Origin of the sequence: Streptomyces sp. NPDC006134 (assembly GCF_040628835.1) — a bacterium.
In the GTDB taxonomy this organism is placed as follows: Bacteria; Actinomycetota; Actinomycetes; order Streptomycetales; family Streptomycetaceae; genus Streptomyces.
Genome location: NZ_JBEXTV010000103.1, coordinates 1 through 13,480, shown reverse-complemented (window position 1 = coordinate 13,480; position 13,480 = coordinate 1). Strand labels below are relative to the sequence as shown.

The 13,480-nt window shown below is 72.5% G+C and carries 13 protein-coding genes and 2 pseudogenes; all 15 read right to left on the bottom strand.

Translation table 11 applies throughout. The features are described from left to right. Positions 1-141 (bottom strand): annotated as a pseudogene (locus ABZ340_RS35505) (4-hydroxy-3-methylbut-2-en-1-yl diphosphate synthase); the annotation flags it as partial. A 4-nt stretch (positions 142-145) separates the two neighbouring features. Continuing rightward, positions 146-1,168: an adenosyl-hopene transferase HpnH gene (gene hpnH / locus ABZ340_RS35500; RefSeq protein WP_358786018.1), complete on the bottom strand. Its 1,023-nt coding sequence runs from the start codon at positions 1,166-1,168 to the stop codon at positions 146-148. A gap of 5 nt (positions 1,169-1,173) precedes the next feature. Then, positions 1,174-1,815, bottom strand: a complete 642-nt coding sequence (locus ABZ340_RS35495) for a 1-hydroxy-2-methyl-2-butenyl 4-diphosphate reductase (RefSeq protein WP_358786017.1) — start codon at positions 1,813-1,815, stop codon at positions 1,174-1,176. Then, positions 1,815-3,842, bottom strand: a complete 2,028-nt coding sequence (gene shc, locus ABZ340_RS35490) for a squalene--hopene cyclase (protein ID WP_358786016.1) — start codon at positions 3,840-3,842, stop codon at positions 1,815-1,817. The genes ABZ340_RS35495 and shc overlap by 1 nt, the downstream gene beginning before the upstream one ends. 114 nt (positions 3,843-3,956) lie before the next feature. Beyond that, a complete protein-coding gene (locus ABZ340_RS35485) occupies positions 3,957-5,012 on the bottom strand; it encodes a polyprenyl synthetase family protein (RefSeq protein ID WP_358786020.1) in 1,056 nt (351 codons plus the stop codon). Between the two features lie 77 nt (positions 5,013-5,089). Continuing rightward, positions 5,090-6,523 (bottom strand): hydroxysqualene dehydroxylase HpnE, encoded by a 1,434-nt coding sequence (gene hpnE, locus ABZ340_RS35480; protein WP_358786015.1) that lies wholly within the window; start codon positions 6,521-6,523, stop codon positions 5,090-5,092. Then, entirely contained in the window at positions 6,520-6,660 is a 141-nt protein-coding gene (locus tag ABZ340_RS35475) for a DUF6380 family protein (RefSeq protein WP_358786014.1), read from the bottom strand. The genes hpnE and ABZ340_RS35475 overlap by 4 nt, the downstream gene beginning before the upstream one ends. After that, the gene (gene hpnD, locus ABZ340_RS35470) at positions 6,660-7,610 is read right to left on the bottom strand and encodes a presqualene diphosphate synthase HpnD (RefSeq protein WP_358786013.1); all 951 of its coding nucleotides are present in this window, start codon (positions 7,608-7,610) and stop codon (positions 6,660-6,662) included. Before hpnD ends, ABZ340_RS35475 begins: the two co-directional genes overlap by 1 nt. Beyond that, positions 7,607-8,509, bottom strand: coding sequence for a squalene synthase HpnC (gene hpnC, locus ABZ340_RS35465; RefSeq protein WP_358786012.1), 903 nt, complete (start codon positions 8,507-8,509; stop codon positions 7,607-7,609). Before hpnC ends, hpnD begins: the two co-directional genes overlap by 4 nt. A 381-nt stretch (positions 8,510-8,890) precedes the next feature. Next, positions 8,891-9,670 (bottom strand): ABC transporter ATP-binding protein, encoded by a 780-nt coding sequence (locus ABZ340_RS35460; RefSeq protein ID WP_358786011.1) that lies wholly within the window; start codon positions 9,668-9,670, stop codon positions 8,891-8,893. Further along, positions 9,663-10,595, bottom strand: a complete 933-nt coding sequence (locus ABZ340_RS35455; RefSeq protein WP_358786010.1) for an ABC transporter permease — start codon at positions 10,593-10,595, stop codon at positions 9,663-9,665. Before ABZ340_RS35455 ends, ABZ340_RS35460 begins: the two co-directional genes overlap by 8 nt. 93 nt (positions 10,596-10,688) lie before the next feature. After that, a complete protein-coding gene (locus ABZ340_RS35450; protein WP_358786019.1) occupies positions 10,689-11,561 on the bottom strand; it encodes a glycosyltransferase in 873 nt (290 codons plus the stop codon). 5 nt (positions 11,562-11,566) lie between these two features. Further along, positions 11,567-12,346, bottom strand: coding sequence for a CDP-alcohol phosphatidyltransferase family protein (locus tag ABZ340_RS35445; RefSeq protein WP_358786009.1), 780 nt, complete (start codon positions 12,344-12,346; stop codon positions 11,567-11,569). Next, positions 12,324-13,385: an iron-containing alcohol dehydrogenase family protein gene (locus ABZ340_RS35440; RefSeq protein ID WP_358786008.1), complete on the bottom strand. Its 1,062-nt coding sequence runs from the start codon at positions 13,383-13,385 to the stop codon at positions 12,324-12,326. The genes ABZ340_RS35445 and ABZ340_RS35440 overlap by 23 nt, the downstream gene beginning before the upstream one ends. Beyond that, positions 13,373-13,480: pseudogene (locus ABZ340_RS35435) on the bottom strand (phosphocholine cytidylyltransferase family protein); the annotation flags it as partial. The pseudogene ABZ340_RS35435 and the gene ABZ340_RS35440, both read right to left, overlap by 13 nt.

Genomic DNA, 13,480 nt, shown 5'->3' with positions numbered 1-13,480 from the left:
CCGGGTCGTCGTCATCGACTGCACCGAGACCGGCGCGTCCCCGCCGACCGCCACGGACCCGACCTGGATCCGCCGGCTCTTGCGGCGCTCGGCGACCGGCCGGGCCGGTACCTCGGGGACGCCCAGGGAGACGGCCGTCACGGCGTCAGTCCCGGTTCCCGGAGACGGTCTCGCGCAGGGCGCGCAGGGACTCCTTCAGGGAGCCCATGGTGGCCAGCACGGCGGTGGGCTCGTAGCCGCAGTGCGCCATGCAGTTGGCGCAGCGCGGGTCCTTGCCGCGGCCGTACTTGTCCCAGTCGGTCTTCTCGATCAGCTCCCGGTAGGTCGGCACGTACCCGTCGCTCATCAGGTAGCAGGGGCGCTGCCAGCCGAAGAGGGAGTAGTTCGGGATCGCCCACGCGGTGCAGGGGAAGTCGACCTTGCCCTCCAGGAAGTCGAGGAACAGCGGCGAGTGGTTGAGCCGCCAGCGGCTGCGGTTGCCGCCCGCGAAGGCCTTCTTGAACAGCTCGCGGGTCTGCTCCACGCCGAGGAAGTGCTCCTGGTCGGGTGCCTTCTCGTAGGCGTAGGCGGGCGAGATCATCATCTCGTCGACCTGGAGGTCGTCGTTGAGGTAGTTCAGCACCTCGATGACGGTCTGCGGGGTGTCGGTGTTGAAGAAGGTCGAGTTGGTGGTGACCCGGAAGCCGCGCCGCTTGGCCTCCTTGATCGCCGCCACGGCCTCGTCGAACACGCCCTCCTTGGCGACGGACTCGTCGTGCCGCTCGCGCAGCCCGTCGATGTGCACCGCGAAGGCGAAGTAGGGGGAGGGCTTGAACTTGTCCATCTTCTTGCGCAGCAGCATCGCGTTGGTGCACAGGAAGACGTACTTCCGCTTGGCCACCAGCTGCCGCACGATCTCGTCGATCTGAGGGTGCATCAACGGCTCGCCGCCGGCGATGGACACCATCGGCGCACCGGACTCCAGGACCGCTCCCACGGCCTGGGCGACGGGCATGCGCTGCTTGAGCACCCCGGCCGGGTGCTGGATCTTGCCGCAGCCCTCACACTTCAGGTTGCACGCGAAAAGCGGTTCCAGCTCGACGATGAGCGGAAACTTGTCCCGCCGGCGGAGCTTCTGTTCGGCCAGATATGTAGCGACCTTGATGGACTGGCGCAGTGGCATGGCCATCTGGCTCACCTCCTGGGGAGCAACACATTACGGTGCCATTCGAAGAAAACAGGCAATACGGAACGGAGGACGCGGAAAGCCGATATTCCACCGCGCACCGTGCCGATTCTGACGAGTTCGTGTTCGGGAGCGTCCACGACCACCCGGACGGCCGCAACCGGGCGCTCGCCCGCCCGCACGGCGCTCAGGAGCGTGGCCGCCGACTCCATGTCGGCGGCGATCGCGCCGGTGGCGCGCAGCGCGGACCGCTCCGGGCCGCGGACCACGTGGTCGGATCCGACGAGCGGCCCGGTGTGGACGGTGCGCCCGGGCAGGACGCGCCCGAGCTCCTTGACGAGCAGGTCGGCCCCCTCGCACGGCACGCTGCCGCGCGGGTCGCGGGTCTCCTCGGCGACGACCAGGTCCCCGGGGTGCATGCCGGGGGCCAGGCCCGCGCAGAAGCCCGTGGCCAGCACGGCGGCACCGGCGAGCGCCGGGTCGGCCAGGACCCGGGTGACGGAGCGCTCGGCCGCCACCGGCCCCATGCCGGTGCGCAGGACGGTGACGGGCCCGCCGGCGCCGCCGCGGTCGCCGGCGCGCAGGGCGAGGTGCTCGATGCCGAGCGCGCAGGCGACCAGCAGCGGTGCCGGGGCGGGCCGGGCGCTCATCAGCTTCCCTTCGCCTCGGCGAGGGGCCGGCTCGCGGTGGACTTCTGCAGGACGGCGGGCTCTCCGTTCACGTACCGGCCGAGCGCGGTGAGGGGGAACACCTGCCGGTAGAGGTGGTAGTTGATGGAGAAGTCCCAGGGGAAGCCGGTGCCGGTGAAGTACGGCTCGTCCCAGGAACCGTCCTCCCGCTGGGTGGCGGCGAGCCACTCGACGCCGCGTTCGACGGCCTTGGAGTCCCGCTCCCCCGCCGCGAGCAGGGCCATCAGCGCCCAGGCCGTCTGGGAGGCGGTGGAGGCGCCCCGGCCGCTCCACTCCCTCACGTCCCGGTAGGACCGCAGGTCCTCGCCCCAGCCGCCGTCGTCGTTCTGGACCGACTCCAGCCAGGCCACCGCCCGGCGGATCGCCGGGTGCGAGCCGGGGATGCCGGCCGCGACCAGGGCGGGGACGACCGACCCGGTGCCGTAGACGTAGTTGACGCCCCAGCGCCCGAACCACGAGCCGTCCGGCTCCTGTTCGGCCAGCAGCCACTCGATGCCGCGCCGGGTGCGCGGGTCGTGGGCCAGGCCCTCGGCGGCGAGCATCTCCACGACGTGCGCGGTGACGTCGGCGGACGGCGGGTCGATGACCTCGCCGAAGTCGCAGAACGGCAGCCGGTTGGGGAAGGGGCTGGTGTTGTCGACGTCGAAGGCGCCCCAGGCGCCGTTCTTCGACTGCATGCCGAGGTTCCAGCGCACCCCGCGGCCGATGGCCTTCTCCACCCGCTCCGGGTCGTGGTGCTTGACGCGGCGCAGGGCGAGGACGACTTCCGCGGTGTCGTCGATGTCGGGGTAGTTGTCGTTGTGGAACTCGAACGCCCAGCCGCCGGGCGGGAGTCCGGGCCTGCGCACCGACCAGTCGCCGGGGCGCACGACCTGCTCGCCGAGCATCCAGTCCGCGGCCTTCACCAGTTGCGGGTGGTCGGCGGGCAGGCCGGCGTCGGCCAGGGCGATGGTCGCCAGGCAGGTGTCCCAGACCGGGGACTGGCAGGCCTCGATCATCCGGGCCCCGTCCTCGCGCCAGACCGCGAAACGGTCCAGCGACTCCAGGCCGGCCCGCATCACCGGGTGCTGGAGGTCGTAGCCGAGCAGGTACAGCGCGATGACCGAGTACACGGCCGGGGGCTGGATGCCGCCCCAGCAGCCGTCGTTCTCCTGCCGTTCGATGATCCAGCGGGCGGCGGTGTTCATGGCGGCCTTGCGCAGCCGGCGCGGGGCCACCTTGCGCAGGGCGTGCAGCGCCTTGTCGATCCGCTGGAAGGCGCCGTCCCAGCTGGCGGCGGGGGCGAGGGGCCTGGGCGGGTTCGGGTGCGCCGGGTCGGTGTGCAGCTCGTCGAGCGGGAACGGCGCGGGGCGCACCGGCCGCTTCGCCGAGACGATGGTGAGCGGCACGATGGTCTGCCGGGCCCAGCAGCCGAAGTCGTAGATGTTGAGCGGCATCCACGTCGGGAAGTAGACGATCTCCGGCGGGAGTTCGGGCAGGTCCTCCCACTTCCACCAGCCGAACAGGGCGAGCCAGATCCGGGTGAAGACGCGGGAGGCGGCGATGCCGCCCTGCTCGCGGACCCAGGCGGCGGCCTTCGCCATGTGGGGGGCGTCGGGCGCGTCGCCGGCCAGGCGGAGGGCGACGTACGCCTCGATGGTGGTGGACAGGTCGCCGGGGCCCTTGTAGAAGGTGGCCCAGGTGCCGTCCTCGCGCTGCTCGCCGCGGATGAAGAGGGCGGCGGCGCGGGCGGTGTCCTCGTCGAGGATGCCGAGGAACCGGCGGAGCATCAGGTCCTCGGCGTCCATCGTGACGTTCGTCTCGAGGTCGCCCTTCCACCAGCCCTGGGCGTCCTGCCGGGCGAGCAGGAAGTCGGTGGCGCGCCGCATGGCACGGGCGGCGGCTTCCTGTACCCCGGCCGCCGCGGGGGTGGTGCTGTCGGTTTCGCTGGCCGCGGCAGCGCGGGGCGGCAGGGTGGCCCCGGTGCTTCCGTCGGTCGTCGCTGTCATGGCTTCCCCTTCGTGCAGTGTGCTGATGCGTCTGCTGTGGGTCCGCCGTCGGCCGGTGACGTCCGGTCACGTCACCGGCCGGCGACTACGCGAGGCGTATTCGGCCGATAGTGATCATCTCTTTCGTACGACGACGAAGTCGGCGAGCGCCGTGAAGCGGGCCCGCACGGCGTCGGGCATGTCGACGGCGTCGAGGGCTTCGATGGCGATGGTGTGCTGGCGACGCGCCTCTTCGGCGGTCCACTCACGGCCGCCCGCCTCCTCGATGAGGGCGGCGCGGGCCGCGAACTCCTCCTCGGAGAAGTTCTCGAAGTCGCTGGCCTTGGCGTCGGCGGCGAGGATCTCGCCGAGCCGCTCGGAGGCGGGGCCGCCCGCCGCGAGTGCGGCGACGACCGGCAGGGACTTCTTGCGCTGGCGCAGATCGCTCCAGGTCTGCTTGCCGGTGGCCTCCGGGTCGCCCCAGATGCCGAGGAGGTCGTCGACGGCCTGGAAGGCCAGGCCGAGGTGGTGGCCGTACCGCTCCAGCGCGTCGGCGGTGGCGTCGTCGGCGCCGCCGAGGACCGCGCCGATGGAGCTGGCGCAGGCGAGCAGGGCGCCGGTCTTGTTGCCCTCCATCTCCAGGCACTCCTCGACGCTGACGCGATCGCGGTGCTCGTAGGAGATGTCCTGCGCCTGGCCGTCGATCAGGGCGCGGCTGGCGGTGGCCAGGCGGCGGGCGGCCCGGCCCGCCTCGACCGTGCCGAGTTCCAGCAGGACCTCGTTGGCCAGGGCGAACAGGGCGTCGCCGACCAGGATGGCCTGGGCGGGGCCGTGCACCTTCCACACGGTGTCGCGGTGGCGGCGCTGCTCGTCGCCGTCCATCAGGTCGTCGTGCAGCAGCGAGAAGTTGTGCACCAGTTCCACGGCGACGGCGCCGGGGACGCCCGTCTCGGGCGCGGCGCCGGTCACCTCGGCGGAGAGCACCGCGAGGGCGGGGCGGACGGCCTTGCCGCCGTCGCCGTCCGCGGGGTTGCCCTCGGCGTCGATCCAGCCGAAGTGGTAGGCGGCGACGGTGTCCATGGGAGGCGCCAGGCGGTCGACGACCGCCCGCAGTACCGGTGTGGCCAGGGTCCGGCCGCGCTCCAGGAGCGCGGTCACGTCCACCGCGTCAGCCGTCGGGGCCGGGGGCACAGTGGGCACAGTTTCTCCTCTGCTTGCGGTACCGCGGGTGCGGCGGGTGCGGCGGTCGGTGGCGCGCGGATCGGTCTTCATGCCGCCTCCTCGAAGAAGTCGGGGAGGAGATCGCGGGACCGGCCCAGGGCGCCGAGCGCGGCGCCCGCCGCGCCGACGCCGCTGCGGACCGCACTCTCCATGGTCGCGGGCCACCCGGTGGCGGTCCACGCCCCGGCCAGGTAGAGGCCGGGTGCCTTGGTACGGGCGCCGGGCCTGAGGCGTCCGACACCGGGGGCGGGAGCGAAGGTGGCGGTGCGCTCCCTGGTCACGAAGAAGTCCTTCACCCCGGCGCCCCGCGCGCGGGGCAGCAGCCGCTCCAGTTCGGGCAGGTACCGCTCGCGCAGCACGGCCACGGGCGCGTCGATCTCGTCCTGCGCGGCCGACTGCGAGACGGCCAGGTACTGGCCTTCGGTCAGCCCGGACGCCTCGGTCCGGTCGAACACCCACTGCAGGGGGGTGCCGAGCGCCGTGAGGAACGGCACGCCCAGGACCTTGCGGTCGTAGACGACGTGGACGTTGAGGATGGGCGCGGTGCCGATCTCCAGCAGGTTCCCGGGGGCGTCCAGGGCACCGGGGGGCAGCAGGCCGTGCGCCTCGCGCTGCGGTACGGCGAGCACGACGGCGTCCGCCCGGAGCGTCTCGCCGGGGACCGTGACGGTCCAGCCGCCGTCGCCGTCGGAGGAGACGGCGGTGACGCGGGTACGGAGCTCGGTACGGACGCCGGCGGAGTCGAGCGCCTTGCGGGCCAGCCGGTCGTGCAGCTCGCCCAGCGGGACGCGGGCCCAGCCGATGTCGGCCGCGCCCGGGTCGGACAGCAGACCGGTCTTGAACACCATCGCGGCGAGCCCCAGCGAGGCGTCGGAGGCGACCGCGTTGAGGGTGGCGACCCCGACCAGGTCCCACAGGGCCTCGACGGCACGCGGCGACTGGCCGTGCGCGGCCAGCCAGCTGCCGAAGTCCTGGGTGTCCAGGGCGGGATCGGCGGGGTCGAGCCCGTTGAGCGCGAGCGCGGCACGGCCCACCCTGGCGCGGTCGGCGAGCGACAGGTGCGGGTACGTGGCGAGGCTGCGCCCCAGGTGCAGGGGGACGGGCAGCGCGTCGCGCCGCAGTCTGCCCAGCCGCCGTCCCTCGGGCCGGTCCAGGTCGACGACGGGCACGTCGAGGCGGTCCTGCAGCGGTGCCAGCGCCGCGCCCTCGATGCGGTCGAGGAACCAGCGGTAGGCGGTGCAGCAGCGCAGGTACACGTGCTGGCCGTTGTCGACGGTCAGGCCGCCGCGCCGGAAGGAGAAGGCGAGCCCGCCCAGCCGCGGGCGGCCTTCGAGCAGGGTGACGCGCACGCCGGCGTCGGCGAGGGTGAGCGCCGCGGTGATGCCGGCGAGACCGCCGCCGACCACGACGGCGTGCCGTGCGGAGCGGGGCGCCGGATCCGCCGGCGGCCCCGCGGGAACCCTGTCGTCGCGATGGCTCATCGTGCGGCCTCCCCTGTGCGGCGGCCGTGCCGCTCGAACGGTGCACGACCGACCGTCTCAGTCAGGGACGCCGCGCGCCACCGGGGGGTTGCCCGCCGTTTCCCCTCGCCGGTCTCCTCCTGCACGGGTGTGCCCATCAGACGCGCCTCCTGACGGACCGCCGGGTCACGTGCCGGGTGTCCAGGCCGGACAGGCCGCGCACGGCGACGTACGCCTTCTCGCGGCCCGGGAGCGAGACGCGGCCCCGCAGTACGGCCTGCGGGTCGCGCTCGATGCGGTCCAGCAGCCGGCGGTAGATGCCGGCCATGGCGGCGACGCAGGCCCCGCTGCGGCGGTCGAGCAGCGGGAGCAGCCGGTAGCCCTCGGCGAAAAGGGCGCGGGCCCGCCGCACCTCGAAGTGGACCAGGCCCGCGAAGTCGGAGCCCTCCGGTGGTGTCGGCCCCGCGAAGCCGGCCGCGCACCCGAACTTGGCGAGGTCGTCGGCGGGCAGGTAGGTGCGTCCGCCCTCGGCGTCCTCGCGGACGTCCCGCAGGATGTTGGTGAGCTGGAGCGCGAGCCCGAGCGTGTCGGCGTACTCGGGCGCGCGCTCGGCGCCGCGCGCCCCCGGTTCGGTGCCGAACACGCCGAGGGAGAGCCGTCCGATGGCGCCGGCCACGCAGCGGCAGTAGACCTTCAGGTCGTCCCAGGTCTCGTAGGTCTCGCCGCGGACGTCCATCAGGACGCCGTCGATCAGCTCGTCCAGGCCCTCCAGCGGGATGGGGAACTGCCCGGCGGCGTGGGCCAGGGCGACCGCGACCGGGTCGGTGTCGTCCTCCGCGACCGCGCCCTCGCGGATCCGGGTGAGCAGCGCCCGGGTGTCCTCCAGCCGGGCGGCCTTCACGTCGTCCCCGAGGGCGCCGTCGCCGATGTCGTCGACGCGGCGCGAGAACGCATACAGCGCCGACATCGCGCGGCGCTTGGGCGTGGGCAGCAGCCTGATGCCGTAGGCGAAGTTGCGGGCCTGCTGTCCGGTGACGGCCTCGCAGTAGCGGTAGGCGGCGAGTACCGGCGCGGACACGTGCGGTGGCGACTCCACGGTCCGGATCACCCCTCTCCTCGCAGGGTCGGGCCCACCTCGCGCAGCAATCGGACCTTGCCGGGCTTGGGCGGGCCGGGGAGTACGTCGTAGTCGGCGGCGGCGATCGCCCGGAGGGCCGCCCTTCCCCCCGCCACGAACCCTGCGAGCAGCAGTCTCAGTCTGCCCTGGACGCTACCCACCAGGGGGGCACCGTCATGCAGCAGGCCGCGGGCGCGTTGCGCCTCGTACGCGATCAGTGCGCGCACCGACGCACCGGCGGTGGGCAGGGCGAGGTCCGCCTCCTGGACGTGGAAGCGCTTCATGTCCTCGACCGGCAGGTAGACGCGGTCACGGGCGAGGTCCTCGGCGACGTCCTGGAGGTGCTCGACGATCTGCAGCGCGGTGCAGATCGCGTCGGAACGGCGGATCCGTTCGGGCGTCGAGGTGCCGGTGACGGCGAGGACCAGGCGGCCGACCGGATTGGCGGACAGTTCGCAGTAGGCGAGGAGGTCGTCGTACGTCTCGTACCGCTTGACCAGCTGGTCCTGGCGGTTCGCGGCGATCAGCCCGAGGAAGGGACCGGGCGTCAGCGAGCGGCGGCGGACCGTCGGCTGGAGACGGCGCAGGAGGGGATGGCGCGGGGTGGCGTCGAAGACGCGGCGCAGGTCGGCCTCGAGGGCGTCGAGCAGGACGAGCCGGTCCTCGGCCTCCTCCCCCGCGACGCCGAGGAGGCGGGCGTCGCCGCCGCCCGGGGCCAGGTCGCCGTCGCCGATGTCGTCGACGAGACGGGCGAAGCCGTACACGGCCATGAGGTCGTCGCGCCAGGCCCGGGGCAGGAAGAAGGGGGCCACGGGGAAGTTCTCGCCCGCGGCCTTGTCGAGTGTGCCGCGCACCGGGTCGGCGGCGCGCGCCGTGCCGGTGGCCGTCACCGCCGGCTGCCCGGGGCGGGGACGGCACGTGCTCCGCGGAGCCGGGGAGTTTCCGTAGCCATTGCCGTCACATCTCCCGTTCTACACTGCCGACCCAATACACACTATTTCGGACACGCCGCCCGGCCGCCCGCGCGGCGGCCCCGGCCGAAGACGCCGGGTGTTATCGGCCCACTTGCCGCGTTTCGGGACCGGTACAGCTTACGTTGTACAACTCACCTAGCCGCGCCGGGGGGTCTCGCACATCACGACAACACATCGATCGGTTTCAAGATTCCCGGGAAAAGCGGGAGTTGACGTTTCCTTTGCACGAGCGGGCCCCGCCGGAGGGGTTCCGGCGGGGCCCGGGAGGCGCTCTGCCACCCGTGGGCGGCCGGGCGGCTACTTGCCCGTGAACTTCTCGTACTCCTTGAGCACCTCTTCGGTCGGGCCGTCCATCCGCAGTTCGCCGCGCTCCAGCCACAGGACGCGGTTGCAGGTGTCGCGGATCGACTTGTTGTTGTGGCTGACCAGGAACACCGTGCCGGCCTCCTTGCGCAGTTCCCGGATGCGATCCTCGGAACGCTTCTGGAAGGCGCGGTCACCGGTGGCCAGGGCCTCGTCGATCATGAGGACGTCGTGGTCCTTGGCGGCGGCGATGGAGAAGCGCAGGCGGGCCGCCATGCCGGAGGAGTACGTCCGCATCGGCAGGGTGATGAAGTCGCCCTTCTCGTTGATGCCGGAGAAGTCGACGATCTCCTGGTAGCGGGCCTTGATCTCCTCGCGGGACATCCCCATCGCGAGGCCGCCCAGGATGATGTTGCGCTCGCCGGTCAGGTCGTTCATCAGGGCCGCGTTGACGCCGAGCAGGGAGGGCTGGCCGTCGGTGTAGACCTTGCCCCTCTCGGCGGGCAGCAGGCCGGCGATGGCCCGCAGCAGGGTCGACTTGCCGGACCCGTTGGAGCCGATCAGGCCGATGGCCTCGCCGCGGTAGGCGACGAAGGAGACGCCGCGCACGGCGTGCACCGTGCGCACGCCCCGTTCCTCGCCGCGCTTGAGGATGCGGCTGAGGGCGGCGGTCGCGCTGCCCTTGCCGGTCCGGGCGCCGTTGACGCGGTAGACGATGTGCAGGTCGTCCGCGATGACGGTGGGGACGCGCTCCCCGGTGTTCGGATCAGCCACGGCCGTACCTCTCCTCCGCCTTCCAGAAGTACACGAAACCGCCGACGGCGAACAGCACGGCCCAGCCGCACGCGACCGCCCAGACGTGGTCGGGGAGGTTCTCGGAGCCGTAGCCGTCGATGAGGGCGAAGCGCATCAGGTCCATGTAGACCGCGGCCGGGTTCCACTGCAGGACGGTGGCGATCCAGCCCGGGTGGTCGGCCAGGAAGACCGGGATGGAGAACATCACGCCGGACGCGTACATCCACGTGCGCATGATGAACGGCATCAGCTGCGCCAGGTCCGGCGTCTTGGCGCCCGCCCGGGCCATGGCCAGTGCCAGGCCGGTGTTGAAGAGGAACTGGAGCACCAGCACCGGCACGATCAGCAGCCACGACAGGTCCGGGTAGCTGCCGAGCCCGATCACCACGGCGAACAGCACGATCATCGAGAACAGCAGCTGCTGGAGCTGCTGGAGCGCGAAGGAGATCGGCAGCGCGGCCCGCGGGAAGTGCAGCGCGCGCACCAGCCCCAGGTTGCCGGAGATCGCGCGGACGCCCGCCATCACCGAGCTCTGCGTGAAGGTGAACAGGAACACACCCGTGACCAGGAAGGGGATGTACACCTCACTGGACATGCCCCGGTTGGCCTCGAGGATCAGGCCGAAGATGGAGAAGTACACCGCGGCGTTCAGCAGCGGCGTGGCCACCTGCCACAGCTGGCCCAGCCTGGCCTGGCTGTACTGGGCGGTCAGCTTGGCCTGGGAGAAGGCGATGATGAAGTGCCGCCGTCCCCAGAGCTGGCGGACGTACGCGCCAAGGGGCGGCCGGGCGCCGCTCACGGTCAGCCCGTACCGGGCGGCGAGCTGCGCCGCCGTGAGGCCCTCGTCGGGCGACGCCGGCGTGGCGGTCACCGCGACCGTGCCGTCGTGCGTTGTCTCACTCACTAGTGGAAACTTTCGTCTTCAGGATGCGCAGCCTGTGCGGGCCTGGCATGAGCCTGCGTCCGGGACCAGCCCGGTTGCTCGGATACGAGCTTGTCAGATGACAGGGGGCCGGCCCAGTCGGGTCAGCCGCCACACCGTACGCCACTTCATGGGACGGCGCGGCCCGCAGGGGGTGGTCCAGCCCTCCCGGAAGCCGCCGAACCAGGCTTTCAGGGCCGGCAGGGAGGGGCGGCGCAGCAGGGTGAGCAGCATCCAGACGCCGAGGTACACCGGGACCAGCGGCAGGGGCAGGTTGCGGCGGGCCAGCCAGACGCGGTTGCGGGCGACCATGCGGTGGTAGACGGCGTGCCGGGACGGCGCGGTCGTCGGGTGGTACAGCACCATGTCGGACCGGTAGTCGATCATCCAGCCCGCGTCGAGGGCCCGCCAGGCCAGGTCGGTCTCCTCGTGAGCGTAGAAGAATTCGTCCGGCAGGCCGCCGACCTGTGCGAAGACCTGGGTCCGTACGGCGTTGGCGCCGCCGAGGAAGGTGGTCACGCGGGAGGAGCGCATCGGGTCGGAGGCGCGCAGCCGGGGCACGTGGCGCCGCTGGGTGAGGCCGGTGTCCGGGTCGGCGATGCGGAAGCTGATGATGCCGAGCCGGGGATCCTCGGCGAAGGCCCGGCGGCACAGCTCGGCGGTGTCGGTGCGGGCCAGCAGCCCGTCGTCGTCGAGGAACAGCAGGATGTCGACGTCCCGGCCGCCGGGGCCGAAGGCCTCGATGCCGACGTTGCGGCCGCCGGGGATGCCGAGGTTCTCCGGCAGCTCGACGGTGCGGACGCCCTCGGGGACGTCGGGCACGGGCGAGCCGTTGCCGACGACGACGACCTCCACCGGGTCGCCGTCCTGCCGGGCGACCGAGTCGAGCAGCGCGCGCAGCTCGGCGGGGCGGTTGCCCATGGTGATGACGACGGCGCCGACCTTCATGCCGCTCACCGCAGCCTGCTGGAGGCGAGGACGGACACCAGGTGCAGCAGGGTCTGCAGCAGCGCGATCCCGGCGAGGACGGCGGTGCCGAGCCGGGTGAAGAACAGGTCGCCCCGGGTCTGGTCCACGATCGCGAGGACCAGGATCAGCAGGGACGCCTCGATGCCGAGGATCAGCCGGTGGAACTTGAGCGCGGCGGCGGCCCGGCGGGCCAGGGCCATGCCGGAGGAGCGCGGCTCGGACGCGGCTTCCTTGACCGGGGGCAGCCCGTTCTGGTGGCGGGCGACGCCGACGAGGTCGGTCTCGGCCTTGATCAGGACGGCGCCGAGGGCGGCCAGGGTGCCGAGGAAGGCCCACAGCCAGTCGATCCGCCCGGTGCCCCACAGGTCGGCGGCGCGCAGGCCGAGCCCGACCAGGACGGCGGCGTCGGTCAGATAGGCGCCGACCCGGTCGAGGTAGACGCCGCCGAGCGAGTACTGCTTCCTCCAGCGCGCGATCTCGCCGTCCACGCAGTCCAGCAGCAGGTACAGCTGGACCGCCACCACGCCGAGCACGGCGCCCGTGATCCCCGGCACCAGCAGGGCCGGGGCCGCGAGGACGCCGCAGACGGTCATCAGGTACGTGAGCTGGTTCGGCGTGACCCTGGTGTTCACCAGGTAGCGGTCGACCCGCAGCGACACCTCGCGCATGTAGAGGCGTCCCGCCCAGTGCTCACCGCTGCGCCGGTCCTTGACCCCCGCGGGGTGGACGACCGGGCGGAGTTCAGCTACCGATGGCCTTGACATAGTCGGCGTAGATATCCTTGATCTGTTCGGTTTTGAGGTCGAGGTGCTCGAGGATCGTGTAGCGGCCGGGCCGGGTCTCCGGGGCGAACTCCACGACCCGGACGAACTCGTCCCGGGTGAAGCCGATCTCCTCCGGGAACACCGGCAGCCCGTGGCGGCGCAGCACCTCGGCCATGTACGCCGATTCCTCGTGCGCGCCGCGCAGGTACATCGCGAAGGCCGCGCCGATCCCCACCTGCTCGCCGTGGCTGGCCGCGCGCTTGGGGAAGAGCAGGTCGAAGGCGTGGCTGATCTCGTGGCAGGCGCCGGAGGACGGCCGTGAGTCGCCCGAGATGGACATCGCGATACCGGTGAGGACCAGTGCCTCGGCCAGCACCTGGAGGAAGCCGTTGTCCCCGATGCCGTCCGGGTGCCGCAGCACGGCCTCGCCCGCCTGGCGGGCCATGGCCGCGGCCAGGCCGTCGACCTTCTCGCCGTTGACGCGGTGGGACAGCTCCCAGTCCACGACCGCGGAGATGTTGGAGACGGCGTCGCCGATGCCCGAGCGCACGAAGCGCGCCGGGGCCTCGCGGATCACGTCCAGGTCGATGACGACCGCGATCGGGTTCGGCACGCCGTACGAACCGCGGCCCGCGTCGTTGTCCAGGGTGGCGACCGGGGAGCACAGGCCGTCGTGGGCGAGGTTGGTGGGCACCGCCACCAGGGGGAGGCCGACGCGCGCGGCGGCGAACTTGGCGCAGTCGATGATCTTGCCGCCGCCGAGCCCGACGACCGCGTCGTAGCGGCCGGACTTCATCGCGTCGGCCAGCCGGACCGCGTCGTCCAGGGTGCCGCCGCCCACCTCGTACCAGGTGGCACCGGGCAGGGACGGGGCGATCCGCTCGCGCAGCCGGGCGCCCGAGCCGCCGCTGACCGCCACGGCCAGGCGCCCCGAGTGCGACACGCGTTCGTCGGCGAGGATGCTCGCCAGGTCGTTCAGCGCACCCGCGCGGATGTCGACGACGACCGGCGAGGGGATGAGCCGGGTCAGTACTGGCACGCGATCTCCCGGCCCTTGGCGAGATCGTCGTGGTTGTCGATCTCGACCCACCGCACGTCGCCGATCGGCGCCACGTCGACCTGGAAACCGCGGTC